The organism is Cuniculiplasma divulgatum, from assembly GCF_900083515.1.
Classification (GTDB): domain Archaea; phylum Thermoplasmatota; class Thermoplasmata; order Thermoplasmatales; family Thermoplasmataceae; genus Cuniculiplasma; species Cuniculiplasma divulgatum.
Window position 1 is genome coordinate 1,243,566 of the sequence record NZ_LT671858.1, and the last position, 25,780, is coordinate 1,269,345.

Annotated in this window: 31 protein-coding genes; 19 read left to right on the forward strand and 12 right to left on the reverse strand. The window is 37.6% G+C overall.

Translation table 11 applies throughout. The features are described 5' to 3' along the window. Nucleotides 1-4: 4 nt before the first annotated feature. The gene (locus tag CSP5_RS06050) at nucleotides 5-1,171 is read right to left on the reverse strand and encodes a hypothetical protein (protein ID WP_148689910.1); all 1,167 of its coding nucleotides are present in this window, start codon (nucleotides 1,169-1,171) and stop codon (nucleotides 5-7) included. A gap of 250 nt (nucleotides 1,172-1,421) precedes the next feature. Here CSP5_RS06050 and CSP5_RS06055 point away from each other — a divergent pair, with 250 nt between their 5' ends. The 14 genes from CSP5_RS06055 to CSP5_RS06120 all read left to right on the forward strand — a co-directional run bounded on the left by CSP5_RS06055 (nucleotide 1,422) and on the right by CSP5_RS06120 (nucleotide 11,362). Next, the gene (locus CSP5_RS06055) at nucleotides 1,422-2,057 is read left to right on the forward strand and encodes a zinc-ribbon domain-containing protein (RefSeq protein WP_148689911.1); all 636 of its coding nucleotides are present in this window, start codon (nucleotides 1,422-1,424) and stop codon (nucleotides 2,055-2,057) included. A 128-nt stretch (nucleotides 2,058-2,185) separates the two neighbouring features. Continuing rightward, nucleotides 2,186-4,144 carry an ATP-dependent protease LonB gene (gene lonB, locus CSP5_RS06060; protein WP_148689912.1) on the forward strand — a complete coding sequence of 653 codons (1,959 nt, stop codon included), beginning with the start codon at nucleotides 2,186-2,188 and terminating at the stop codon, nucleotides 4,142-4,144. After that, complete coding sequence (locus tag CSP5_RS06065; protein ID WP_148689913.1) at nucleotides 4,134-4,535, forward strand: hypothetical protein; 402 nt, start codon at nucleotides 4,134-4,136, stop codon at nucleotides 4,533-4,535. Before lonB ends, CSP5_RS06065 begins: the two co-directional genes overlap by 11 nt. Then, the gene (locus CSP5_RS06070; protein WP_148689914.1) at nucleotides 4,532-5,455 is read left to right on the forward strand and encodes a PfkB family carbohydrate kinase; all 924 of its coding nucleotides are present in this window, start codon (nucleotides 4,532-4,534) and stop codon (nucleotides 5,453-5,455) included. The genes CSP5_RS06065 and CSP5_RS06070 overlap by 4 nt, the downstream gene beginning before the upstream one ends. Further along, nucleotides 5,436-5,960 carry a gamma carbonic anhydrase family protein gene (locus CSP5_RS06075; RefSeq protein ID WP_148689915.1) on the forward strand — a complete coding sequence of 175 codons (525 nt, stop codon included), beginning with the start codon at nucleotides 5,436-5,438 and terminating at the stop codon, nucleotides 5,958-5,960. The genes CSP5_RS06070 and CSP5_RS06075 overlap by 20 nt, the downstream gene beginning before the upstream one ends. A gap of 24 nt (nucleotides 5,961-5,984) precedes the next feature. Then, the gene (eno, locus tag CSP5_RS06080) at nucleotides 5,985-7,202 is read left to right on the forward strand and encodes a phosphopyruvate hydratase (RefSeq protein WP_148689916.1); all 1,218 of its coding nucleotides are present in this window, start codon (nucleotides 5,985-5,987) and stop codon (nucleotides 7,200-7,202) included. Continuing rightward, nucleotides 7,192-8,004, forward strand: a complete 813-nt coding sequence (gene dph5, locus CSP5_RS06085; RefSeq protein ID WP_148689917.1) for a diphthine synthase — start codon at nucleotides 7,192-7,194, stop codon at nucleotides 8,002-8,004. The genes eno and dph5 overlap by 11 nt, the downstream gene beginning before the upstream one ends. Nucleotides 8,005-8,179: 175 nt before the next feature. Next, nucleotides 8,180-8,644: a YbhB/YbcL family Raf kinase inhibitor-like protein gene (locus tag CSP5_RS06090; protein WP_148689918.1), complete on the forward strand. Its 465-nt coding sequence runs from the start codon at nucleotides 8,180-8,182 to the stop codon at nucleotides 8,642-8,644. Then, nucleotides 8,631-9,182 carry an NTP transferase domain-containing protein gene (locus CSP5_RS06095; protein WP_148689919.1) on the forward strand — a complete coding sequence of 184 codons (552 nt, stop codon included), beginning with the start codon at nucleotides 8,631-8,633 and terminating at the stop codon, nucleotides 9,180-9,182. The genes CSP5_RS06090 and CSP5_RS06095 overlap by 14 nt, the downstream gene beginning before the upstream one ends. A gap of 1 nt (nucleotide 9,183) precedes the next feature. Then, nucleotides 9,184-9,615 carry a DUF6114 domain-containing protein gene (locus CSP5_RS06100; protein WP_148689920.1) on the forward strand — a complete coding sequence of 144 codons (432 nt, stop codon included), beginning with the start codon at nucleotides 9,184-9,186 and terminating at the stop codon, nucleotides 9,613-9,615. Nucleotides 9,616-9,704: 89 nt separating this feature from the next. Further along, complete coding sequence (locus tag CSP5_RS06105; protein ID WP_021788990.1) at nucleotides 9,705-9,995, forward strand: NfeD family protein; 291 nt, start codon at nucleotides 9,705-9,707, stop codon at nucleotides 9,993-9,995. 51 nt (nucleotides 9,996-10,046) lie between these two features. After that, complete coding sequence (locus CSP5_RS06110; RefSeq protein ID WP_148689921.1) at nucleotides 10,047-10,361, forward strand: NfeD family protein; 315 nt, start codon at nucleotides 10,047-10,049, stop codon at nucleotides 10,359-10,361. Next, nucleotides 10,351-10,560, forward strand: a complete 210-nt coding sequence (locus CSP5_RS06115) for a hypothetical protein (protein WP_148689922.1) — start codon at nucleotides 10,351-10,353, stop codon at nucleotides 10,558-10,560. The genes CSP5_RS06110 and CSP5_RS06115 overlap by 11 nt, the downstream gene beginning before the upstream one ends. Then, entirely contained in the window at nucleotides 10,541-11,362 is an 822-nt protein-coding gene (locus CSP5_RS06120; RefSeq protein WP_172399426.1) for an aldose 1-epimerase, read from the forward strand. Before CSP5_RS06115 ends, CSP5_RS06120 begins: the two co-directional genes overlap by 20 nt. 7 nt (nucleotides 11,363-11,369) lie before the next feature. On the opposite strand, the gene CSP5_RS06125 is transcribed toward CSP5_RS06120, so the two are convergent. Continuing rightward, the gene (locus CSP5_RS06125) at nucleotides 11,370-11,774 is read right to left on the reverse strand and encodes a hypothetical protein (protein ID WP_148689924.1); all 405 of its coding nucleotides are present in this window, start codon (nucleotides 11,772-11,774) and stop codon (nucleotides 11,370-11,372) included. A 240-nt stretch (nucleotides 11,775-12,014) separates the two neighbouring features. Here CSP5_RS06125 and CSP5_RS06130 point away from each other — a divergent pair, with 240 nt between their 5' ends. After that, nucleotides 12,015-12,206 (forward strand): hypothetical protein, encoded by a 192-nt coding sequence (locus CSP5_RS06130; RefSeq protein WP_021788985.1) that lies wholly within the window; start codon nucleotides 12,015-12,017, stop codon nucleotides 12,204-12,206. On the opposite strand, the gene CSP5_RS06135 is transcribed toward CSP5_RS06130, so the two are convergent. Then, the gene (locus tag CSP5_RS06135; protein ID WP_172399427.1) at nucleotides 12,203-14,119 is read right to left on the reverse strand and encodes a glycoside hydrolase family 31 protein; all 1,917 of its coding nucleotides are present in this window, start codon (nucleotides 14,117-14,119) and stop codon (nucleotides 12,203-12,205) included. The genes CSP5_RS06130 and CSP5_RS06135 overlap by 4 nt on opposite strands. Before the next feature lie 98 nt (nucleotides 14,120-14,217). Between CSP5_RS06135 and CSP5_RS06140 the strand changes: the two genes are divergently transcribed. Continuing rightward, nucleotides 14,218-15,204 (forward strand): hypothetical protein, encoded by a 987-nt coding sequence (locus CSP5_RS06140; RefSeq protein WP_077076422.1) that lies wholly within the window; start codon nucleotides 14,218-14,220, stop codon nucleotides 15,202-15,204. A 5-nt stretch (nucleotides 15,205-15,209) separates the two neighbouring features. On the opposite strand, the gene CSP5_RS06145 is transcribed toward CSP5_RS06140, so the two are convergent. Next, nucleotides 15,210-16,676 carry a D-glyceraldehyde dehydrogenase gene (locus CSP5_RS06145; RefSeq protein ID WP_021788981.1) on the reverse strand — a complete coding sequence of 489 codons (1,467 nt, stop codon included), beginning with the start codon at nucleotides 16,674-16,676 and terminating at the stop codon, nucleotides 15,210-15,212. Nucleotides 16,677-16,825: 149 nt separating this feature from the next. On the opposite strand from CSP5_RS06145, the gene CSP5_RS06150 reads away from it, so the two are divergent. Further along, complete coding sequence (locus CSP5_RS06150; RefSeq protein ID WP_021788980.1) at nucleotides 16,826-17,017, forward strand: transposase; 192 nt, start codon at nucleotides 16,826-16,828, stop codon at nucleotides 17,015-17,017. On the opposite strand, the gene CSP5_RS06155 is transcribed toward CSP5_RS06150, so the two are convergent. Beyond that, on the reverse strand, nucleotides 17,018-18,139 hold the full coding sequence (locus CSP5_RS06155; protein ID WP_077076424.1) for a hypothetical protein: 1,122 nt from the start codon (nucleotides 18,137-18,139) through the stop codon (nucleotides 17,018-17,020). A gap of 174 nt (nucleotides 18,140-18,313) precedes the next feature. On the opposite strand from CSP5_RS06155, the gene CSP5_RS06160 reads away from it, so the two are divergent. Next, on the forward strand, nucleotides 18,314-18,784 hold the full coding sequence (locus tag CSP5_RS06160; RefSeq protein WP_148689926.1) for a hypothetical protein: 471 nt from the start codon (nucleotides 18,314-18,316) through the stop codon (nucleotides 18,782-18,784). A 6-nt stretch (nucleotides 18,785-18,790) separates the two neighbouring features. Beyond that, nucleotides 18,791-20,611: an APC family permease gene (locus tag CSP5_RS06165; protein ID WP_148689927.1), complete on the forward strand. Its 1,821-nt coding sequence runs from the start codon at nucleotides 18,791-18,793 to the stop codon at nucleotides 20,609-20,611. A 26-nt stretch (nucleotides 20,612-20,637) separates the two neighbouring features. On the opposite strand, the gene CSP5_RS06170 is transcribed toward CSP5_RS06165, so the two are convergent. The 7 genes from CSP5_RS06170 to CSP5_RS06200 are packed head-to-tail and all read right to left on the reverse strand — an operon-like array spanning nucleotide 20,638 to nucleotide 25,758. Beyond that, nucleotides 20,638-21,273, reverse strand: a complete 636-nt coding sequence (locus CSP5_RS06170; protein WP_077076427.1) for a hypothetical protein — start codon at nucleotides 21,271-21,273, stop codon at nucleotides 20,638-20,640. A 6-nt stretch (nucleotides 21,274-21,279) separates the two neighbouring features. Next, a complete protein-coding gene (gene cyoE, locus CSP5_RS06175; protein ID WP_148689928.1) occupies nucleotides 21,280-22,161 on the reverse strand; it encodes a heme o synthase in 882 nt (293 codons plus the stop codon). Continuing rightward, nucleotides 22,162-22,827 carry a cupredoxin domain-containing protein gene (locus CSP5_RS06180; protein ID WP_148689929.1) on the reverse strand — a complete coding sequence of 222 codons (666 nt, stop codon included), beginning with the start codon at nucleotides 22,825-22,827 and terminating at the stop codon, nucleotides 22,162-22,164. A gap of 1 nt (nucleotide 22,828) precedes the next feature. Further along, nucleotides 22,829-24,550, reverse strand: a complete 1,722-nt coding sequence (locus CSP5_RS06185; RefSeq protein ID WP_148689930.1) for a cytochrome c oxidase subunit I — start codon at nucleotides 24,548-24,550, stop codon at nucleotides 22,829-22,831. Next, nucleotides 24,550-25,029 (reverse strand): cupredoxin domain-containing protein, encoded by a 480-nt coding sequence (locus CSP5_RS06190; RefSeq protein WP_148689931.1) that lies wholly within the window; start codon nucleotides 25,027-25,029, stop codon nucleotides 24,550-24,552. The genes CSP5_RS06185 and CSP5_RS06190 overlap by 1 nt, the downstream gene beginning before the upstream one ends. Then, entirely contained in the window at nucleotides 25,026-25,274 is a 249-nt protein-coding gene (locus tag CSP5_RS06195; RefSeq protein ID WP_077076431.1) for a hypothetical protein, read from the reverse strand. The genes CSP5_RS06190 and CSP5_RS06195 overlap by 4 nt, the downstream gene beginning before the upstream one ends. Before the next feature lie 43 nt (nucleotides 25,275-25,317). Beyond that, entirely contained in the window at nucleotides 25,318-25,758 is a 441-nt protein-coding gene (locus tag CSP5_RS06200) for a multiprotein bridging factor aMBF1 (protein WP_148689932.1), read from the reverse strand. Nucleotides 25,759-25,780: the final 22 nt, after the last annotated feature.

A 25,780-nucleotide genomic window follows, 5' to 3' on the forward strand; every position in this document is an offset into this window, starting at 1 on the left:
ACCCCTACATAAACATTTTTGGATCTTTCATTGCGTTTTTAAGATACCTAAGGAATTCATAATATTCATTACTATTAATTCTTTTTTGTCCATAATATATCCGTTCGTATAACCTGATCAATTTATCAGCATCAGCCTTGCTTTTGATCATGTTTTGGAAATCTATTGAATTTTCCAGCTCTCTTAAAGTCCTGTTCTTCAGTGATTTTAGAATATCGTTTCCTAGATTTCCAGTTAACTGTTTCTGGGCGTCATCTCTGATATTAATTCCCACTATATCCTTTTCTTCGCTTCCATCATCCCAGATGCCCTTTATCATGTTTTTTCCTCTGCTAATATTCATCCTGATCTTTCCATGAGTCATATTACCATTCAAATTACTGTCTGATGAATTGATCTGCATATTTTTTTCAATATCTATATCTAATGGACTTTCGTAGTCCCATATAAGGGGCATATCCTCTGGAATTTCTGGTTTTATGTAACCTTTGCCCTCCCAACCCATGAAATTCTTAAGCTTGAGAATATAGTTCCTTGACTCGCTATTACTGTAGGTTTTAGTTTCCGGGACAGCCTGGAGAACATCATTCTTTTCATTTCTAGAGTCATATGACTTTTTGTAATCCTTCCCTTCTCCGTCTTTTTTATTTAACTTCTTTTTTGGCTTTTTACCACTCATTGACTTTATTGCATATACACTCATTATTGCAGCAATTGCAATAACAACTATAATAAGGAATATTGGATTTAATATGATTTGCTGCAGAACGGTTACTTTATTATTCACACTGCTTGAAGAACCACGACCGCCATGACCTCCTCCACCTCCAGAGGATGAGGAAGTTGTATTTGCCTTCGTTAAATTAAAATTCAAAGGAGGTAAAGTAATATTAAATTGTGGCCATTTAATATGGAAATTTGGAATCTTGAAAATTGAACCTAAATTTAGATTCAGACTGGGTAGCTTAAAGTTGAAATTTGGTAGACTGAATCCAAAGCCGCTTCCTAACCCGCTTCCGGGACCACTTCCTGATCCGGTTCCACCTCCACTTCCGGACCCACTACCTGGACTGGATGAATGAACTACTGGTACCGATGAAAGTGAAGATATAAGAATCCATGTGACAATTACTACTGCAATTATGGATATCACTGCCTTCTTATATCCCATATTTAGTTATGCAGAATTCGCAATATAAATTTTTGTTTCTTTTTAGTGGAAATAGTTGAACTCTTCATCCATCATCGCCTTTCGAAAAACATTGACCGGTTATTTTAAAAAGTACTTAATAGTTCGAATTTTTAAAAACTTGTAAATTATGGTTAGAAATTGTCTATCAAACAGTGATATCGGATGATTGTTATCCGATGTCCTGTTTATTCGTAATAAATATATATGTATGTAACGTATTGTCTTTTTAATGATTGTACTTGAACCAGATGAAAATGAAATTCTCGAAGAGAAGAGCGTTATGATACAGAATGGCGCACGAGTAGAGGATGGAAAACTACATGTAACTAATAAGAGAATCATTTATGAAAAAATTGGAGAGCGAAGATTAAGAAGGGCTGAGGCTTCAAAGATATTTCTTGAAATTCCAATGTATGATATTCTCAATGTTTCTTCGGCAGTTCCAAAAATGAGTCTCCTTACAAAAAAGAAACTTGCTGTGGAATTTAGAAAAGATGGGGACATGCAAACTGTTGAATTTGAAATAAAGAAGCCAGAGGGAATAGTAGATATTATAAAGAACTGGGCAACCACCTCGAAGAGAGACCACGAAGATAGATTGAAGCAGGAAGACCAGGAAAGATTTAGAAGGGAACTGGAAATGGCAAAGGCTAAATCGAACAAAAGTAACGTTAATGTTATAAGCTTTGGAAGAAATGGCAATCAGCCGAGTTCCTCAAATAAGGATACAGACATAGTTCGTGACAACAAGGCAAATCTTCCAAGACCGGCTGAAACAGTGGAAGTTTGCCCTGAATGTGGTAGTTATATTCCCGAAGGTAGCAAATTTTGCCCTGAATGTGGATATAAGGTAAAAAAATCCTAAACAGGCACATAAAAGTTAACTAATAGCCTGTGCCAGTATTTTACAAATTTATTCCAATAATGGTATGATGCATCATTTTTTAAAAAAAATCAAGCAAAATCTTAATACTGAAATTTCCATAATGAAGAGTGGACGCAAATAACGAATCTATTGAAGATTGGGTAAACAGCGAAAACATTCAAACTACAAAAGATGTAGAAGTGCCTAAGATTCTTTTTGATCAGGTGATAGGGCAAGAAGAGGCTGGGGAGGTAGTAAAAAAAGCAGCTCTTCAGAAAAGGCACGTATTGTTGTTAGGTGAGCCTGGTACTGGTAAGTCCATGCTTGCCCAATCAATGGTGGATTTTCTACCCAAAGAGGAACTTGAGGATATTGTGGTTTTCCATAATCCAGAAGATAATAATAGACCTAAAATTAAGACGTTCCCTGCAGGCAAGGCCAAGGAGATAGTAAGACAGTACCAGATAAGAGCCGAACAGGATAAGAAAGATAAATCAAGAATGATTATAACCATAGTTTTCTCAATATTTATTGTAGGACTGATCCTGTCTATTCTAACTCTGAACTATTATATTGTGTTTCTAGCACTTCTGGTAGCTGTCATGATATATTTCTTCGCCTCTATGAATCCTGCAATGAGATCAGAAAGGGCCATGATTCCAAAGATTTTAGTATCACACACTCCAAATGATAAACCGCCATTCATCGATTCTACTGGGGTACATTCTGGTGCACTTCTTGGTGACGTAAGACACGACCCATTCCAGTCAGGAGGTTTAGAAACTCCATCCCATGACAGGGTTGAGGCGGGAAATATACATAAGGCAGATAAGGGGGTTTTATTCATTGATGAAATAAACCTGCTGAGGCCTGAGAGTCAGCAGGCTCTTCTTACGGCAATGCAGGAGAAAAAGTTTCCAATTTCTGGACAGAGTGAAAGAAGTACTGGGGCCCTGGTCCAAACTGAACCGGTTCCATGTGATTTTGTTCTGGTTGCCGCAGGAAATCTTGATGCACTACAGGGAATGCATCCTGCACTCAGATCGAGAATTAGAGGATACGGTTACGAAGTATACGTCAGGGATTCAATGGAGGACAATGAAGAAAATAGAAAGAAGCTATTACAATTCATTGCTCAGGAAGTAGTAAAGGATAAAAAGATACCCCATTTTGATAAGAGTGCCGTAATCGAAATAATGAAGGAAGCTCAGAAAAGATCAGGGAGAAGGGGTAAACTTACCTTAAGATTGAGAGAACTTGGAGGATTGATAAGAGCTGCAGGAGATGTTGCAATTTCAGAGAAGGCTTCAGTTGTTACTTCAGATCATGTAATCAAAGCAAAGGAATTCAGTAAACCAGTAGAGCAGCAAATTGCAGATAGATCACTGGAAATAAAAAGGCTCTACAAGACATTCCACAATAAAGGGGCAGAAGTTGGAACGGTTAATGGTCTAGCTGTTATGGGCGCCAACTCTGGAATGGCAGAGTATACTGGAGTTGTAATGCCCATAGTTGCGGAAATCACACCCTCACAGACAAAGGGACACGGAAGTGTTTTTGCAACTGGAAAACTTGGAGATATTGCAAAAGAAGCCGTGCAAAATGTTTCCGCAGTTTTCAAAAAGATAAGTGGTAAGGATCTCTCCGACTTGGATATTCATATCCAGTTCATTGGAACATACGAAGGAGTAGAGGGTGATAGTGCAAGCGTTTCAATCGCAACCGCAGTAATATCTGCAATAGAGGAGATACCTATAAAGCAGAATCTTGCAATGACAGGTTCTTTAAGTGTAAGGGGCAATGTTCTCCCTGTCGGAGGCGTTACTGCAAAGGTAGAGGCAGCTATCGACGCTGGACTGGATGAAGTGATCGTACCAGCATCTAACTTTGGTGATATAATTCTGGATCAGAAATACACCGATAAGATAAAGATAATACCAGTGTCCACTATTGAAGAAGTTCTTGATGAAGCTCTGGAAAAATCAGACGAAAAGAAGTTACTGTTTGAGCGAATAGCAGAACTCCTCAAACCACCAAGTACAATTTCACCTTCAAAGAAAGGAAGGACCGGAACAAGTGCCGCCTGAAGTTGTGGAACTTGTCTCTGATTCCAGATCAATCAGAGAAATAGATCAGAACCTAAATTTCAATCATTCATTTTTTAATAAAAAAATAGGGAAGCCAGCTCTGGTAGAGGCCTGGAAAAGATCGGAGAAATTTCCAAAAACCAGAGTAAGAGATAGAGGAATGTATTTTTTATGCCTAATTACTGGAGAAACAAATTTAGAAAGGGCAAAGGAAATTGGTGGATACAAACATGATGACATGAGGTCTTACATAATTTATGAAGATCACGATAGACATTTCATAGATGATTTGAAAGGGATCACCAGTATTCCATACACAAATTTATCAGATGAGGGAAAGACATTTTATTTTGAAATGACTATGGTTGAACTTGAGCTGATACATAAATGACAGTAAATAAATTTCTTGCATATACTGGACATATCAACCTTGATGTTGTGCTCAAGGTTGACAAGATAAATGACAATGTTACCCTGCCAGTCAGTGAGGTAAAGGAAACCTTTGGTGGCACTGCAGGAAATTTTGCAATTGTTGCCTCTAAACTTGGAATGAGATTCAGATTGTATTCAATAGTCTCGAAGGTAAGTCACGGGAACTACATAAAGAAATTGAATGAACTGAATATAGATCTAAGTGGCATAAAGATAACTGATGAAAGTTATGGACCAGTCTGCTATGCAGTCAACGATGGAGAAAAACAGAAATATTTCCTCGCAGAAGGACCAATGAAATATGAAAAATATAATATTCTTGATGAAAAGTATGAACATCTGCATCTTGGAACTGGAAATCCGGAACTGAATGTGCAGATGATTGAAAATGCCATGTTTGACTCTCTTTCTTTTGATCCATCACAGGAAGTATTCTTCAAATATGGAAAAAAAGAACTTGGATACTTCCTTGAAAAATGTGAATTCATAATGGGAAACGAGGAAGAAATAAAATTCATGTTTAAAACATCAGAATTTGATCTAAAGGATTATGCTGGCAAAAAGCACACAGTCATAATGACTGCAGGATCAAAAGGCGCTTATGTCTACGGTGACAGGAATACGCATGTATATCCCTTTGATGAGGTTGTGGAAGGGGGCAATACTCTTGGGGCTGGAGATTCTTTCAGAGCAGGTTTCTATTATGGATTGAAGAACGGACTAAGTATCGTTGATGCTGTAAAATGCGGAAATGCAACATCATATGAAATAGTGAAGAATGGAATTGAAAATGCCGATCTTGTTGGTGAGGGGATATTAAGCATAGCAAAAAAATTAAGTGCAGAAGAAATTGCGTTAGATGACAGTTTACACTTTTGAGGGAAGAATACCAAACATCTCGCCGGAATCATATATTTCCCCAAACGCTACGGTGATTGGTGATGTTACAATTAAGGGAGAAGTATGGGTTGGTCCTGGTGCGGTGATAAGGGGAGATTATGGAAAGATCATTATAGGAAATGGAACGGCAGTGGAAGATAATGTGGTGATTCATGCCAGACCAGGAGAGGTGACTACCATCGGAGAACATGTAACACTGGGTCACTCGTGTGTTATCCATACTGCGACCATAGAGGACTATGCTGTAATAGGAATGCATTCTACTGTAACCGATTTTGCAAAGGTTGGAAAGTGGGCGGTTATAGCCGAACACGCACTCGTTAAGACGAGACAGACAATTGAACCAGAGAAAATAGCAGGAGGTGTTCCAGCTAAGGTAATAAAGGATGTTTCAGAAGATTACAAAGCACTTTGGGCTGACTACAAATACAATTATACTTCTTTCTGCAAGAGGTATAAGGACGGACTTAAGGAAAAATTATAATAGCACTGTCTTTCTCTCATGTTTATGGATGAAAGGTTCGATATTAAAGGGACTTCGCTTAGAATAATTCTCGATTCCAGAGGAAATAAAACAGTTGAAGCTACGGTAATTTTAAATTCGGGTGCAGAAGGAATATGTTCTGCACCTGCAGGGGCGAGTACGGGAGCCACAGAGGTAATTCCGTTCAGGGATGGAAGGGCAGAAGAAAGTCTCAATTTCTTTGAAAGAAATGTGAGGGAGTCGCTGAAGGGATTCAATGGATTTAATCAAACTGGGTTTGATAATCTTTTGAAAAATATCGATGGCACTGAAAACTTCTCATCAATGGGAGGTAATGTTTCCACGGCACTATCCATTGCCCTGGCAAAGGCTGTTTCTAAAGAACTTGGGATTCCTCTGTACAGATATGCCGGAGGTAATTTCCGAATGAAAGCACCAAAACCAATTGGAAATGTAATTGGTGGTGGAAAACATGCAATTAACGGGACGACATTTCAGGAGTTTTTAGTCTCCAATGACTCCTCCTCATTTCTAGCGGCCATAGAGGTTAATGCTCTTGTCCACAAGAGAATTGGTCAGAAAGCAAAGGACATTATGAAGAATGTAAGTATTGGAGTAGGAGATGAAAGGGCATGGGTTTTATCAATAAGTGATGAACAGGCAATGCAGTTGCTGAAAGATTCAGCCAATGAGATATCTAAAGAGAAAAAGGTGAAGGTTTATCTTGGATTTGATGCCGCTGCTTCAAGTTTTTATGAGAAAGGAAAATATGTATACAAGGAAAAGAAGAGGGATCAGGGAGAACAGATACAGTACATTATTGACGCTCACAAAAATTATGGATTTTATTATATGGAAGATCCAATGGATGAGGCTGATTTCGAAGGACATGCAGAAATTACAAAAGCAGTTGGGAAGAATGCTCTCATAGTAGGAGACGATCTATACACAACCAATGCAAGCAGGATAAGGAAAGGTATAGAAACAAAGGCTACAAACGGTGTGCTTATCAAGGTTAATCAAATAGGAACACTCACAGATACATGGGACGCAGTCAAAACTGCAACTTCAGCATCAATGGAAAATGTGATCTCCCACAGGAGTGGGGAAACCACTGATGATTTCATTGCACATCTATCCCTTGCATTCTCCTCCACATTCATAAAAAGTGGAACCATAGGAGGGGAAAGACTGGCAAAATTAAATGAGCTTGTGAGACTTCAGGAAGAGATTGAGCACTGAAAACTTAAACATAATCGGTTCCGGTCTTCGCGGGATCGGTAGCCTGACCATTATAGAGATGGATATTCTTGGTAGATCAGACCATATTTTCATTGATGATTATACCTCAATATTTCCAGAGAGTTTCAGGGAAGATCTGGAGAAGAGCATTTCAAAACCCATAATTTTGCTTAAGAGAGAGGATGTTGAAAGCTTTTCATTTATAAAAGAAGGAAGTGGAACTGTTTCACTCATAGTATCTGGCGATCCTATGACTTCAACAACTCATTTCTCTATAATTAGTTACTGCAAGATTAATAATATCAAATGGAGGATATTTGAAAATGCATCCATTACTGGTGCAGTTGCAGGTAGAACGGGACTATCATCCTACCGTACAGGAATAACTGTTTCATTACCAGAAATATATGAAAATTTTATCCCCGTCAGCCCGCTACAAAATATAGTCAGAAATCTCAGGAATAGGCTTCACACAATTATATTGATTGATTTGAAAAATGGAAAGAATTTAGATATTGTGAGAGTTCATCATATTGTCAAAGTGATGATAGAAAAAACAGGTTATCGTGAACTTCAATCTATCCCGGTACTGATTCTTCAGAGAGTGGGCTGGAACGATGAACATATTTTTACTTCCACTCTAGATGGGATGGGCAATAGGAAGGTAGAATCACCATATTGCCTGGTGGTTCCGTTCAGGCCAGACTCAAATGAGATAGAGAATATGAAGTCCCTTAATCTTGAGGAAATCAGCATATTCGAGAAATTCAATTATGAAAAAATTCCTGAAAAACTGGATTGAATTGCTTAACTAATCTATGGTGCAGATTAGATGTGGTTCCTTCTAAATCTTAGTTTTTCTTATTTAAGTTATCAATATTAGGTTAAAACTGAAGGCTATGAAAGCATAAGGATATAAATCTAAAGTAACCAGAATAAATCTAAAAAATATTAAACACTTACAGTATACAGAACCCATGTCTTTTGAAATGCACGTTGACACTATTAAGTACGGGGACGAAATTTCTGAAAAATACACTTGCAGTGGACAGAATATCTCTCCTGAAATCAAATGGAAGGATGCTCCATCGTCCACAAAGGAAATTGTCCTATTCATGGATGATCCAGATGCACCAAGAAAATCATTCAATCACTGGTGCATGAGAAATATTCAGTCATCTGTTGGCACAATTCACGAAAATGTTCCTATTGCCGAAAAGACAGATGAGGGCTGGATACAGTTAAAAAATGACTTTGGAAAAAATGGATATGGAGGTCCATGCCCCCCCGGAAAGAAAACGCATAAATATACTGTAACATTATATGCACTTGTAAGGCCACTGAATGAATCAGAAACAGTTGACAGAGAAAGTATGCGAAAACTCTGCGAAACATTAATGGTCAAAAAGGTTACATGGATGTTTACATATGGAAAAAAATGATGGAAAGTTGCCGCTGGTGATCATGTCCGGTGGCACTGGATCTAGAATGAATATGCCTGATAAAGGTTTACTGATGATTAGAGGTGAAACCCTGATAGGAAGGAACCTCAAATTTCTTGAAGAAGTGGCGAAGCCTGTTTATCTTGCAGTCACTCCGAATACAGAGATCACTGAAAAATACTATTCTGAAAAGTTAGAAATAATCAAGACATCAGGTAACGGATATTCAGAAGATCTTGGAAAAGTTCTGAAAAAGATAAATACATACCCTATAATGGTTATTCCGGGTGACATTTACTTTTCAGATCAGGAAGTTGTTAACAGCTTTATCTCCTTTGCAAAGAAAAGTGGGAAGGGTATTGTATCAATGTTAATCGAGGGACTTTTCTGTGGTGTGAGTATATTTTTCTCCCCTCCTGATGATGTAAAAAGTGAGGAGTTCCAGTCCTTTGATGTTTCTGAAAAGCAGGCATATAATGTCAACACTGTTGAGGACTTCTTTCTCATACTTAACAGATTGAAAAAGCAGAAGAACTAGAATGGCAAGCGAACGGGCTAAAAAGGCTGGAAGGGCTCTTCTGAAGTTTTCCTCATATTTCAGGGAAAATAGAGATGCAGCTACTGTAATGTTTATAGGTGCATTTATAACATTTGTGATTTCTTTATCTATTCTTTATCTTTCAATTCAAAATGGAAGCTTCCTGAAAGCGGATAATGCAATCTTTGAGATTCTGACTGATGTTATTGCTCCTATACTTGAAATTGTAGCATCAGTGGTCATGTTTAGAAGGGTATATCTCCATAGATCAATGGGTGGGCTTGGTATCCTGATGGGAATAATTTCACTTCCGGGAAGTGAAGGGGGTTTGCTAATAGGCTTCATATTGGTTGTAATAGGCGGAGTCATGAGCATGCTTTACAGGGAACCCTATACAGGAAAAGATAATGATGCTAAGAAGATAGATAAATAAACACACGATAATCGTTTCAGTATAAATAAAATTAAATAATGAAATAGCAATGCTTACTTACGATCTCTAACGGTGTATATTACCTATCCATGCTGCTTGCTGCTATAGGATTTTTCTTCCTTGGTGCATGGTTTTACCAGATAGTTTCGTGGTTTCCCAGAGGTGGTAAGTCTGTTACTGGAACAAAGAGTTTAATCGGACAAATAGGCCAGATCGTAAGGGATAACGGCACAAATATGATTGTAAGGGTTGATGGGCAGAACTGGAATGCAAAGTACCAGAGTGTAGACAGACCCCCAGTTGGTGCAAAGGTGAAGATAATTTCTGTGAAAGGATTGAGTCTCGTAATAGAACCTCAAAATAAACTCAGAAAGAATTGAATGGTGAGAAATCTTACTAAATATTAATTAGTTACAATTCTATCTCAATATATGATAAGCGACGACCTGTTTTACATATCAATATTACTTGTTGCAATTGTTTTTTTCTTTTTAGGTGCATGGTTCTACAGACTTGTTTTATGGTACCCAAGGGGAGGAAGGGCAGTTACCGGTACTAAAAGCATGATTGGCAAGATTGGACGGGTAGTGAGAGATAACGGAACAAATATGGTCGTGAGGGTTGATGGGCAGAACTGGAATGCAAAATATGTTGGGGAACACAGACCGGAAGTGGGAGACAGAGTTAGCATAAAGGACGTAAATGGACTCAATCTTTTGGTAGAGGAGATAAAAGATGGGAATTGATTGTTCCCAGCTTGGCAAGGCCCTCATAATAAGAAGAGATGGAACTAGGAAACTGCTTTCCCTTGAAGAAACTATACAGCTTTGCAATGAATCCTTAAACTCTGGAAAGGCATTTCATGAAATTCTGAAGAGAACTGAGCCAAATCTTAAGGTTATAAGATTCATTCAGGATGGAAACGATGAAGATAACACTGAATAATGAATCAATTAGGGCAGATATTGACAGTAATGGATGCTATATTGAAGGTGTTGAGTTCAGGGAAAATGAAATCATAAAAAGAACTCAGGATGGACATAAAACCCATGGGGGATGCGCACCACTATTTCCGTACGCAAACAGAATAAAGGGTGGGAAATATGAATGGCTTGGAAAATCCTATGAATTTAAAAAATATCTGGATGGGAACTCAATTCATGGATTTGCCAAGGATCGACAGTGGGACATAATTGATCAAAGCGAAAATTCTGTTCAAATGAAAATGAACCTGGAGGATGAATCCTATCCATTTGATGTGGATGTTACAGTTGTTATTGAAATTAGTAATGATGGTTTCAGGGAGAATGCAAGGTTTTTCAACAATCATAATACCACAGTACCATTGAGCCCTGGCTTTCATCCCTATTTTGTAACAGGATCAAACTGGGAAATCTTACTGAAATCGAGGCCACTAAAATCACTGAAGATTGATCAGTATTTTCCTTCTGGAAATTATTCTGAATTTTACCGTCATTTTTATAAAAAGGAGTCACATGTTTACGATGACTGTTTCAGGTATTCTGGGGACATACAGCTAAGGGGAGATTATTTTGTGTATGATGTAAAAAGAACAAATTCTGAATTCTTCATGGTGTATGATGGAAAATTCAGCGATTCCATATCTGTTGCCATAGAACCAATGGCATCAGAAGTTAATTCGTTCCAAACCGGGAATATGCTGAAGATATTAAAACCAGGAGAGGAGTGGGAGTTTGGATACTCTGTTTCAATTTCCTCTCTATAGGATCATATTATTTTGTCCTGAAATGTTTAACCATTATTCCAAAGGCTTCTCCCAGAATTATTCCAGCTAGAAAGGTAAATGTAATTGTAATTACAGGGTCAACAAAGGTTGGAAAATGTGGTTCGTAGAGATAGGAATACCATTTTACCAGGAAAAGGAATGACCATGCGATGGCTACCCCTGCTGATGACTGGTATATTTCATTTCCCTTTCTTCTTACTATTTGAGAGAGATCACCGATAATAAAACCAATAATAAAACCAAAGAGGTATATTATCATTGAAAATTCGAATTCAAACAGTGTTAGGGTGATGGATGAATATAATGTAAGAAGAAGATAGATCAAAGGGTAAATAACTATCTTTCTTGAATAGGTTTTCCCAACCTTTGCTCTTACTGCTCTTAGCACCATTAGAAATATAGTAAATATAAGAAAAACGTAGAATTGTATTTTGAAACCTCTTATTATATTGATAATGCTTTCTTCACTTAACGCGAACATATTTACTTATATCCTCCAGAAAATATCGAATCCTGTAATCTGAAATTGCATTTATACTATTTCATTACAGTTTACGTTGTTGACTGAAATCTGGAAGTGGATCAGGCATTATAATCCCAATTCATTAATAGAACTATGTAATAACCAAAAATGGATATGGGAAAGGTATTTCTTTTTGCTCTTTTGGGGGCAGTTATCGGAGCAGTTCTTGGGATAGTTGCTTCTCTCCTTGTAACGCAAAATAATTTCAGGGTTATGTTTCTAATGACCTTTACAGAAGTTGGAGTTATAGTTGGTCTTCTGGGAGGAGCGAAAATAGAAGACAGGAAATCAATAAACTAGGAAATCAGATCTTTCAAGAGAGGTTTTTTCATTTCAATGTTGATTGCAATCTTTTCGCTATCTTCTTTTCCATCTATTTCTACCGTTCCATTCACTGATTTGAACCTGTGCCATTTGTTTCCAAAGTATACTTCCCTTTCAACATTCCCAAAATAGTAGATTTTTTGTCCGACTATTATAACTGAATTCTTCTTCTGGTATAAAGGAAGGTCTCCTGTTGATCTTATTCTTCTATGTCCCATGTATATATCAGATGATTCATAATCGTACCACATACCATCTGGCAGGTAAAGCTCCCTGTTTTCCTGAGACTGAACAACAATAGGCGCAAGTAAAAGCTCATCTCCAACCATGTACTCATCATCGATTGTGAATATGCCATCTTCTTTCGGAAAGTTGAAGGCAAGCGGCCTTATAACAGGGGTGCCAAATTTCTCAGATTCAACACATTTCCAGTAAAGATAGGGAACAAAATTATGTCTTATATTTAGTAAATCACTGAATCTTTTTCGGTAATAACTGTCAAAGACATACAGTTCCTGATCATTCCCCATCTTCACCTTGTGATTCCTGTATACTGGGAAAAAGAGGGCCATTTGGTAAAATCTCAAAATTAGTTCAGGACTAGAATACCCTGAAAATCCTCCAAGATCGCAACCTACGTATGGAACCCCTGATATGCTCAAAGAAGTAAGAATTGGAATCTGAAGACCCATATTTTCAAATGTTGATAGCCCATCTCCACTCCATATGGCAGCATATTTCTGTATACCTGCAAATCCAGATCTGGACAGGATATAACTTTTTCCGGGCTTCATCGCTTTATAAGTATATTCAGCCTCCTTCAGTGCATATGCATTATGTACTTCGGAATGTTTCACCATCTTTCCATTCACTTCGTGAACAGCATCAGGTTCTACTGTTCTTGATTCAACATTATGAACTGAAGGTTCGTTCATGTCAAGCCAGACACCATCATAGCCCTTAGAAAGAAATTTAGACATCTCGTCGAACCAGAAATCTCCACCCTCCTTCTTGAAAAAATCTGGAAATACGCATTTACCGGGCCATACATCTCCAGTATATATCTCACCTCTGGAAGTTTCTATATATGATCCGAGGCCTTTCCTGAATATTTCACTTTTTTGGTCTGCCTTAAGCCCAGGATCTATTATGGGAATTACCCTGACATTTTTGCCATGTAGTCTTTCAATCATTTCTTTCATTCCTGGAAATTTATTTTTATCCTCTGTAAAAATGTTGTATTCATCCATATAATCAATATCCAGATAAACTGAACCTACGGCATAAGGTCCAAATGCCTTTTGATAATTTTCTACAACTTCCTCCACCCTTTCCTCTGGATAGTATGAATATTTAGATATCTGGTGTTCTAAAGCCCATTCCGGGATATGAAACGGCTTTCCTGTAAGGTCAGTGTATTTCTGCAATACAACTTCTGGTGTTTCTCCATTCAGGACATAAAAGGAAAAGTTTTCAGATTTTACATCAATTATTATGTTCGTATAATCGGTTACTCCAAAATCAAAATTGATTTCACCTGTATAATTTATGAAGTACCCAATGGTTTCATTTATTCCAGTTTTCATGAAAAATGGTATTGATACATATAAGGGATCATATCCAAGATAATAGTTATAACTATCATAATTCCACATCTTTCCAGTTGTTCTCTTCCTTTCTACAGGAAATGCCTTTTCTCCAAGCCCCAGTATATGGTCACTCTCCAGAATAGGCACTATAATTCTTGTTCCTCCATCCTCTTCCCTTAACTGAAAAGAGGGAGAACCTTCGACCTCATTCTCCTTAAGGAATCCTGTTTCTATGAATTCCTCTCCGTTTCCAACCTGAAATTTCAATATGTCCTTCTGACCCTTAAAAATATGATACATTAAGATTGCCATGAAAAATTTGGATAATAACATTTCCAAACTATTGATGTAAAAAACTGAGACTGATAATTATATATACGTCATGGAAATAGAATATCATGTTTTCAAAAGATCCAAGTGAACTTGTTAGAAAGGAAAAGTTTGACAATGAAGAAATTAGCAGATCAATAAGACTGGCCCTTGCTGCAGAGCTTGATGCCATTAATTTTTATCTCCAGCAGTCCAGGTTAATGCCAGAAGGACCGTTTAAGAAGGTGCATGAAGATATAGCAAAGGAGGAAGTAACACATTTTGGGGAATTCCTTAGGCTGCTTCACGAATATGAACCTCAGGATTTTGACAGGATCGATGCAGGATGGAATGAGGCTTCTGGCCTTCTTGGAAGCCAGCCAGCATTCCTGAAAATGGATTCTAATAAGAGAAATATTTCCCCGGACAGTGAAAAAGAAAAAACATCGGGTGAATATCTGATGGAAGGTCTAAGAACAATAAGGTGGGACGAAAGTGGAGTGCTCCTTCCGGGAAATAAGGAAACAATTGCGCCATTTGAGAAGATATCCATGGAATTCAAGCTTGAAAAAGGAATGAAGGAAATTTACAGAAACCTCCTGATCAGGAAGCAGGAAGATGAATATAGATCAATAATAGAGAAATACATCTATGAAGATTCAAAAATTTCTCTTACAAACAGATCAACAAAGATCAGGAGCGAAAAATCAGATGCCTCTGGAATTATTTCCTCTGTTCTGAAAGCCCTTAAAATTCTATCCGATCACAATTTTGACTCTGATCTGGAGACACAAGTTTCCTTCAGTGTGTATGAGATTCTCATGACAGTGATGAATGGTAACGAAAATCTTTACAAATCAGTGCGCAGGATTCTGCATAGAATAAGGCTCAATCCAAACCTATCTGGAAAGAAGCTAATCGTTTTCAGGAAGGATATGTTCACCGTTGCGGTGAAAAAGGCTCCAGAATTGCATAAAATTTCAGAAGATGTTGATAGCATAAATTATGGTATATATGGATGGATTCTTCCACTTCTTCTTGATGAGAATGCGTCCGTATTAATTGAATTTAAATAAATGAATTAGAAGCCTGGAATGCTTCCCAATTTCAGCTTATCTCTTGAGTAATCCACATACACATTTTTGAGTTGCAAATACTCTCCTATGCCGTATTTACTACCCTCACCGGCAAGACCGGTCATTCTGAACCCGGTGTGGTATCCCTGAGATGATTCTGGTCCAGGCATATTTACGTATAGTTCTCCAAATCTTATGGCCTCGGATGCCTGGTATATCCTCTTGTTATCTTCTGTGAATAGATAGGAAGCAAGCCCGAATTGCGAATCGTTTGCCATCTTTATAGTTTCATCCCAGTCATTTACTCGATGAATTCCTAGCACGGGACCGAATATCTCATCCTGAAATATTGATGACTTCTGAGGAACATTGTCTATTAGTGTTGGTTCAAAGAAGAATCCTTTGTTAAACTCTCCCTTAAGATCTGGCTTCCTTCCACCTGATAATATTTTCAGATTCTCCTTTTCCGATTCAGCTATGACATTTTCCATGTTTTTCTGTGCATCATGGTTGATAAGTGGACCCATCTGTGCTGTTTCTGGATCACCGACCTTTATACCTTTTGTCATTGAAATGAATTTCTCCTCAAATTTATCAGCTATATCCTCATGGATGTAAAGTCTCTCAGCAGCTATACATGACTGACCAGCATTCCAGAATTTAGCCCATACTAAAGTCGTAAGTGCCTTTTCCATATCTGCGTCATTCCAGACAATAAAAGGTGCTTTACCACCGAGTTCGAGCATAAGCTTTGACATATTAGCCGATGATTGCTGTATAATTCTCTGACCGGTTCCTGTTGAACCTGTAAGTGTGACCAGAGCTACCTTCTTGTGTGAAACTATGAAATCCCCTATTTCGGAACCTTTTCCAGTGACAAAGTTAAGAACTCCATCAGGAATGCCTGCTTCCTGGAATTTCCTTACTATCCATTCTGCAATTAATGGTGTGTCACTGCTTGGCTTCAGAACAACCGAATTACCTGTCATGAGGGCTGGGGCAAGCTTTCTGGCTACCATTGCTGCGGGAAAGTTCCATGGTGTGAGTGCAACTACAACTCCCCTTGGCACCTTATACTGGAATATTTTTCTAGTGCTTGAGTCGCCCTCTACAAGATCGCCGTTGATCTTTCTTTCAAATTCAGCGTAGTAATAAATCTGGTCAAGAACACCATTTACCTCTTCCTGGGCCTGTGGTCTTATCTTTCCGCATTCCCTGACCAGCAGATCTTCCAGTTCTTTCCTCTTAGCCTGTATTAGGTCTCCAGCCTTCCTGACTATTCGTCCTCTCTCCTTCGAGCCAAGATCATTCCACTTCCAGAATGTTCCTTCTGCCGCGTCTATGGCTCTACTCACATCATCTTTTGTTGCAGCTGGAAATGTATCAATTTTCATGCCTGTTGCAGGGTTCAGATCATCCAGTGTTTTTCCACTTGACGAATCTACCCACTTTCCATCGATTAAATTCTTCATAGGTAGTAATGGCTTCAATGGAATTTAGTATTTTCTATTTTTCCGCCATATGAGTTTAGTTGAATTTTCTCAATAATTTGCGTGATATTTTTTAAATAACATCCGCTTAAATGAATTAAGCTTATAATGCCTGAAGATCATGAGGAATAATGAATCATGTGGTCTGTCCTATGTGCGGATCGGAGAACATTTTCGCTGATTCCGGATTGATAACTGGAAAATACAAATGCAATGAATGTGGGTACGTTGGCTCACTCATATATGAATTTGATGACAAGGATTATGAATTATTTAAAAGACAGCTTGAAAGGAGTAAGAGCAGAGAAAAATTCCCTAAATAATCATAGGGGACCCAGATCAAGGATGTTTGCAATCTGTACCCCAAATTCACCTGCAAGTTTTAATTTTTCCCTCAGATTATCAACGGTTATCTTGTCCTTGTCCGCCCTTTCCTTTATCTGATTTATATAGCTCTTCAGTGCATCTTTCTTAATCTCAATTATCTTTACAGCAAGTTTCCTGAATGATCCTGTTGATAGTATATCAATCCCATCTTCCACAAGCCTGATTAACTTAGTCTTGTTTGATTCTATCTCCTTCAGTGTACCATATATTCTGTCAAGTGGTACCTGGATCTTGTCGATTTCCAGCATATTGTTGAGGGCAGGAATACTTGTTACATCAACTGTCTGGTTGTCATCCTTATATTCTATGGAAAGGAATGAGTTTTCATTTCCTCTTGACATAACAAATGTGACTTTAGCATTACTGTCAGGATCTGCAAATTCAACAAACAGGTTTCCCTTGTTTATGCTTGCAGAGACCATGTAAAATTTATCAATCTTTTCGTAGTCAATCTGAGCTTCCTTTCCTGCCCAGTTGCTTGCAGAGTTTATTGGTATCTTGACCCCTTTTTCCAGAAAACCAAAGCGCAGAGATTCCTTGAATAAATCTGAACTTCTTGAATTAAGTGAGAAATCGTATTCAATTGCACTCTCTGCTGTATATCTCACTGCAGCATCATAAACGCCATCAATCCATTTTACGAAGATATTCGCATCTATGATTTTCAGAAAATCCATGGAAAGAAATGCCTGTATATTCTTTATAGAATTAGTCCTCGAGGCAGACATTGACCCTTCAAGATCATTTATTTTGTTCTTATAATCATCATTAAGTTTCCTCTTGAATTTCTCAAGTGATACACCAACTAAACTCTGTATTTCCTTCTCTGTATCATCAAACAGACCGGAAACAGTTGTTGACTTGAAATCGCCAAGTAATTTTTCAAGTGAAACCATTAAATTGTCCACTTCAGCAATGCTCTGGGGCTGTTTAGATTTTAATGCGTCCTGAAGACTCTTGTGATTTTCATATTCGTTTTTACTTATTATTGCATCAAGTAAATACTGATAAAATGCTTTGAACATTAAATCAGAATTTTGCTGCTGGTTTGACTCCATTAAATCCCTAGTCAGTAATTACTTCAATGGTTTAAGACTTTATGGAAAACCTGATTACAAGGGTCTGTCAGACATTGTTATGCTCACATATAATGCATGCTTTTGTTTATTAAACAATATGAAGCAATGTTTTTATGGAAAGTTTATTAATGGAATTTCATAAGGAGATATCATATGGAATCTAATAAGAAAGAGGAATTACTCAATCCTCTAATAGATTCACTTGAAGTAAACATAAAGGGACTGATAATATTAAGCGATAATGAGAAAGATATTTCCAGAGCTGACGTTATCAGGAAACTTGAAAATTCTAAGGAAGAGGAAGTAAGGGAATTTCTTAATCTCATAAAGGAAGAGCGCAAAGGAACAGATGTTAACATTTTACTGGCCACATTGGGTGAATTCCTGCTCTCATCATTCCTGTTTGTAATGGGTATACTTTTTGTCATCCCAACTTTTTTTGGAGGAAATGCATCTGGTTATCTGTTAAACTATTACGGAAATGCTCTACACAGTATATCAGAAACAAGTGGACTGCCATCTCTGACCATTGTTATAAATTTTCTTGTAGCAGTGGTCCTGCTTCTGGCTTCTTTTAACACGCTTAAAACTGCCAGGATGAACATCAGATTCCTGTTCAGGTAAACGCAAATGGATAGAAGAACAGTACGAGAAATCTATTTGGGAAGGCTCATAATAACAGTTTTAAGTCTCGCTGTTTTTTTATTCTCCATACTTTTCTTCGTTAGTAACAAATCAGTTTTACTTAATTTTAACAATATGACAATAAATAAATCTCTTCTGATCGTTTCCATAATGGCAATGATATTTTTTAGCCTGTATCTCACAGTATCATTTCCAAAATCACTTAGAATTAAATTCTCCAGACCCAGAATCAGAGGAAAGCCAAACCCCGTTTATGGTTTTTTTATAATTCTTTCCATAGGGATAGGTTCTACTCTAGGTTCACCTTTATTTATACTCATACCAGAAAATGCACTGCAATACGGCATAATATCAACGGTATCTCTTCTTGTTGCCGCCATTACTTCCCTTTTTATGGCCAAGGTTTACTTTGATGTCTATGAGTTTCACAAAAACAATGGTAGAGATATTGTCGGAGGACCTGCATTTGTAAGGGAGGCCTATGGAGTTTCATCTGTCAGATACTTCATTAGCAGAATTTCTATGTGGGTAGCGAACTCAGCCCTATCAGCCTACTGTGTGATCATCTTTTTTGACCTTCTATTGATCGTTATACCAGATAGTTCCATTGGTGGGTCGCTAATCTCAATGGTTATGGTATATGCCATTCTTGGGTTATTTGTTGTGTGGTTCATAATAAATGCATTCTTCGAGGAAAGATTTCTAAGATCTATAGGTAAGGTTCAGCTAATTATGATGATCGTTATGGCTGTTATACTAGTTGCAGAAGAAACTGTAATTTTAAGAACACCCGCACACCTTTCGACTCATCTATTTTTTTCCTTTACAGGAAACTGGATAGAAGATATACTTATAGATACGGGATACCTGTTTATTCTCTTCTTCGGGTTTCAGGAAATCATGGCATTTCAGAGGAATATTACGGATAAAAGCACTATAAAAATACCAGGTATTAAAAAGACCATAGTGATGGATAAGGATCATGTTATAAAATGGTCAATGATTTTTACCATAATTGTCTCTTCTTCCATTAATATCATTTATTCCATTGCAGTCCTTTTGACGCAATCCAGGGGCACAGGAATAGAGAAAAGCTCGATTCCTGCATTTCTTATTGCGCAGATGACAGGGGGTGAATCATGGTTTTTATTGATGATTATCGCATTCATCATTGCCACCCTGACAACCTTTGTACCTGCATTTCTGGCCGCATCACGACATCTTAAATCCCTTGGTGAGGACAGAATATTTCCATACAGTTTAACAAAATACTCGTGGCTATTTACACTTGTGTTCATCATCCTTCTGGTTGCATCTGGTGAATCTTTTCTCCTGAGCATTACAGATTTCATGGTTCTTATAAGTCTTGGTTTCATAACAATTTCCGGTACACACTACAGGAATGAACTTGGAAATGTGAAAGGATTGCTTTTTCCAGTTATGGTAGGTATACTGACATTTACCTTTGGTGCGTTTAATTATTTTGTTGATCCTGTCGTTGTATTATTTTCAATTCTGATCATTTCTGTTGCGTATCTTGTCCATAATCTCATTAATATGGATTCTGTGGCCCTTAAGTTATTTACTGGTTCTATGCTGGTTATGATCTTATTGACTGATATGTTCATAAATATTGAGGTGACTGGAACTAGTGGAATTCATTTTTTCTTCCTGAAAGAAGGGTTAAAGAATACCTTTGATGAATTCTTATTGCTTATGTTTTCGCTTGTAATATTAAGTATAGTGGATTTCATGTTGGAGTGGAGGCTAAGTCGAAAAATGAACCTACTTGACATTCTGCAGTAATAGAATAAAATTATATCATATACCTATCAGGATGGTACTAGCGTATAGAAGAAAGCTGCAGGTAATGGAGGTATAAAAACGATCATCATCAGGAGACTTATCTGTAAGGTCATTGATACATATATTGACTTACTTACAGCATATAATCCAATGTAAATAAGACCGATTGCGAATGAATCCAGTATGAATAGAGGGAAGTACAGACCAGGAAATCCCGGTAATGAGTTGATTAGAACAACAAAATAATATGCTTCATAAAATAGGGCAGATATTAGAATTGATGTACCACGTTTGAAGTACAAACTCATTGTCTCTATTCCAACAAGAGCAAATATGGATTGCTCAAAAAATGATGGATAATATAATGATTCCATTAGATAGGTTACCTCAGTTGTTCCAAGATTCATTACCAGAACAATGTAAGCCCACACGAATATCGCGGAAATAATAAGTATTATCCATTTTATGGAAATCAAGCCCTTGAGGATTTTTTTTCCATTTAATCCGTAAAGTGCAAGGAAAGTGATTGAGAAAACTGGCTCTATAAGGATGATATAAAAGAAGAATTTTCCAAAATTACTAAACCTATATGTAAAGAAATTTAGAATAACAGATAAAGTAAGGATGGAAATACCAAAAATAAAAGTACCTTTCCGTTCCATATTGATCTATTTCAATATAGTAAAAGTAGATATTATGATTAAGATCAAAGCTATGGTAAGATATCCATTTGTATATGAAAAAAGTTTCCTGTACTCCTTTGCTTCTCCTTTTCTCCTGAAATAATAATATGATGGTATCAAAATCCACAGAGCAAGTGGTACAGACGCTATTCCATAAATGAGATTCAGGCCAATTCTTGAATAGACAAATGGAATGATAGTCACTATCGCAAGGAAGATAGAATTTATTAGTATGTATTTTCTGGTGATGGCAATTCCCTTAACAGCTGGAAGCATTGGAATATTTGCAGATGAATAATCATCCTTATATTTTATAGCCAGGGACCAGAAATGAGTTGGTGTCCATACGAACACAAGAACTGCGATAAAAATTGCTGCAGGTGTTACCGTTCCTGATATTGCAGCAGAGCCGGCAAGTGCTGGAAAACTTCCTGCTATACCTCCAAATACAATATTAAGATCTGTCCTTCTCTTTAGTACCACAGTATAAAGGAAAGCGTAACTTAGAAATCCTGCTATTATGTAAATTACTGAAACGTAGTTTAGGTATGAGAATCCAACTATCATTGACGCTGCGAAGAGAACTATCAGAAGAATAATCATCTTTGATTTGTTCCTGTAAACAACCTTTCTTCTTTTTGAAACCCTCTCCATTTTTGAGTCTATATCTGTGTCATATATGTTGTTGAAGACGCCAGATGCCATAGATGCCAGTGATCCTGAAACAAGCAGAGGTATTAGAAAAATAGTATCCTTCAATGATTCTGTGTACGTAAAAAATCCTGCAATCGCAACAAGGTCGATGAGAAATGTGATCTCTAGCTTAAAAATATTATTAAAAAAAGAAAAGTTCCATTTCTGTTCCAACTAAAACACCGGCAGGTCTCTTGCTTCTAAATTAATAAAAGCCTTCACCGTGTTGTGAAGGTTGAAAGTATTCAATAGGTTTAACTGAGATTCTGAAGGGTTTTCATTACTCTTGTGTGCATTGTGACCCGCTATTGGCTGAGAAACAATGGATGTTGCTGCTGTTCCGCTTGCAGTTCCATTTACCTGTATTCTAGCAAGCATTGTTGTTTGATGTACTTCACACCAGTAGGTGTAATTTCCTGGTTGGAAAAATATATAAGATTTAGAAACTGAATGCCCTGGAATCTGTGTTAACTCTCCGGTTGTTACTAGAGTTAGACCCGTCGCTGCATTTTCGTATGCAGTCAGTACGGTGCCTGGAACATATTTCTTATCCTTATTTATTGTGAATGTGTGTGGTAGATTGTCCTCCTCTATAATTGTAAAGCAGATCTTGTAGTCAAGGGGAAAATATAAAGTTGGGTTTATCGGACCATGAGAATAGTTCCATCCACTTGCATCTGCATAAATTGTTTGATCTATTGTTCCCTTCACCTTAAGTCCAGCCGGGTCTATCAGCCCCCCTCCAGAGGAAGTTGGTGCAGATAGAACAAATGTCAATGATAATCCGACCAGTAGAATTATAACAATCCCATATACTACTCCTAATTTTCCTTTATTCAAATTATTCACCTCCTACTGCCGATGGATTTCCAAGTGGTTCTGGCTCCTTATCCGGCGATGGCTCTTCATCATTGTATGTATCTTCGAATGCGTTGTTTGTCGTTGTGCTTGGCTCATCCAGCGTGGACTTAATGAGATTTGCAAGGAAGAACAGCTGACCTATTCCGATAATTACTCCACCTGCGATGGCAATATCCTGATAAACCTGGAATCTTGCAAAGTAGCCGGATACGTATCTAGGCATTCCTAGAAAACCTCCTATAGTCCATCCCATTGACATTATAAACGATCCAATTGCAGTTAATGCCATGTGCCAGGTTGCCAGGCGCTGATCGTACTTCCTACCTCTGGTTATTGTTGGCCACAACATATACACTGAAGCAAAGAGGATTCCAGTGGTTATTCCCATGAATATGAAATGGAAGTGACCTGTTACCCAGTAAGTTCCGTGTACCTGTATATTAACCACTAGCATTGATTGCATTACACCTGTTATTCCTCCAATGATAAAATCAAATATTCCGTTGACCACGAATAACATTGGTGTTGAAAGCCTTATTTTGTCCGCTGTCCACAGGGAAGCTATGTAATTGAATATGGTAATTGCTGACGGAATAACTACAAGGAATGAAGCTGTTGAGAAGAATAATCCCCACTGAAGACCAAATCCTGAATTTAGAAGATGATGCCCCCATACGAGTTCAGATAATGGCATCAGTAAGGCAAGACCAATAACACCAGAGGTATAACTGTATATCTTTTTTCCCGTGAACTTTGGTATAATTTCGTAAATCAATCCAAATTCTGGAAGAATTGCAATATAAACAATCGGATGTCCCCATATCCAGAATAGTTCTGCAAATGATAGTGGAGAGCTTGCTCCTGCTACACCTGTGAAGAATATAGGATTGAAGAAATCATAGAAGAGCATTACTAAAGCTGACATTAGAAAAGGTGCCGACGCAAGGAACATTAATAGTGTGAATAGAACGCTCCAGGCAAATAGTGGCATTTTTGTAAGTGGTACGTTGTCTCCACGATCCATTATGATCATTCTTATCACAACTATCGCAGCAATTGTTATGCCGATGAATATCATTTCCAGACCTATAACAGCCAGCCAGTTGTAAGCTCCAGCTCCGTAAGGGTTCAACTGAAGAGCAAGTGGAGGGTAAAAATACCATCTTGTGGATGTTCTTGATAAAAGTATGAATACACCTCCGAGAAGATATATCCAGAATGCAGTGGATGAAATTGACCCATATTTATCAGCCTTTACCTTTAGGAAAGAAGGCAGCAAATAATAGGCTATTCCCATTGCCCCCCCAAGTGCCCACATGTATATCATAAGTATTGAGTGTTCTGTTGTCAGAACGTCATAAAGCACTTCTCTTCCTGCAAAAAGGGTTGGATTTGGCTCAACCAGACTTACTCTCATCAGTAGCCCAAAAGATCCTGCAATGAAGAAGAATACAATTGCGCTCATGATATATCTCATTCCAATGCTCTTTGAGTCATTCAGAATAAAATTGTTTGGTGATAGGAAACCCCCCTTCCTTTTATTTTCTCTAAGATATGACCCATAGTCGTAATAATTATTTTCGTTTGCTGCAACATCCGCCTCTGTTTTTGCATTCAGGTACTTGTAATACATGAAGAAAAGAATTGCAAAACCTATTGAGAGTATTAAGGAAAGTTCAACAAGAAGTGTAGTTGATGACATTACTTAACCACCGTCAAATATCCTCTCATGAGGTAATGATCATATCCACAGTACTCCACACATTCGAATATAAATACACCCGTATGAACTGGTGTGAATGTTATTGTATTGTTTTGACCAGGTACTGCATAAATCTGGATGTCGAACTGAGCTATGTAAAGATCGTGTATAACTGCAAAATGATGAGAACCTTTCGAAGAACTCACAATTAAGGTATATGTTGTATTAACATGTATTGTCAATGAATCAGTACAGGTATGCGTCCCAGTGGCGTTTTCCTTTGTAAAGACCCATGCCCACTGCTCTCCTGTTACATCAATAATATGATTATTAGGATTTATGTTCGTGTGAGGCGTTTCCTTAGTGGCTATTGAGAAAGCAGGTAAGCCTGTGGTATAAATATTTAAGCCTGCCGCTGCCCCTAGCACAACCAATACACCTATAAGCCATAAAGCTTCAATTTTCATTTTCTTATTCATCTAAAATCCTCCCACTGATGACTCCTATCTCCTTTCTTAAATACTGGATAAAACAGTAAAAGACTTGTAAAGACTCCAGAAGCTATTCCTGCTCCATAGAAAGGAGAGGCATAAGTTGCCTCGATCTGCCCTTGCGTCGTAGCTTCGTAACCTGTCAGGAATATTGTTAACAGGATACTACTCACAATTCCAACAATTATAGAAATAATGAGGAAAATAGTTACAACATTTGCCCCTTTGCTCATAAGTCACCAATTATTAATTTTTATTAATAGTTTATGTTTCGCTTCAGAATTTTTCAACCAGTTTTATTTTAAGAAAAAGCTCTATTTTTCTTGCTGTTTTTATATCTGGTTTAAGACTCCCTCTTTCAATTGCAGCAATAGATGTCCTTTTTTCCTTTATTTTGGCGGCAAATTCATCCTGTGTCATACCAGTTTTTTCCCTTGTTTCTCTTATCAGGACAGCGAAGTCTGGAACTATTTCAAGTTCATCAATATCAGCCTCTTTAGTGGTCTTTTTCCTTGGTTTTTGCTGTGGAATGAAAACAGGTTTGGCACTTATATTTGATTGGCTGTGGGTGGAAACGCTTTTGATAACTGGTTTATTTCTGTAATTCTCAAGTGGAGTTCCGAATTTCTCACAGTCACTGCATACAGCCATCACCGCGCCATCAATTTTTACTTTCTTAAGGTGATCAGTCTTTTTACCACATAATTCACATTCCATCTCTATTCACTACCTCAATTTG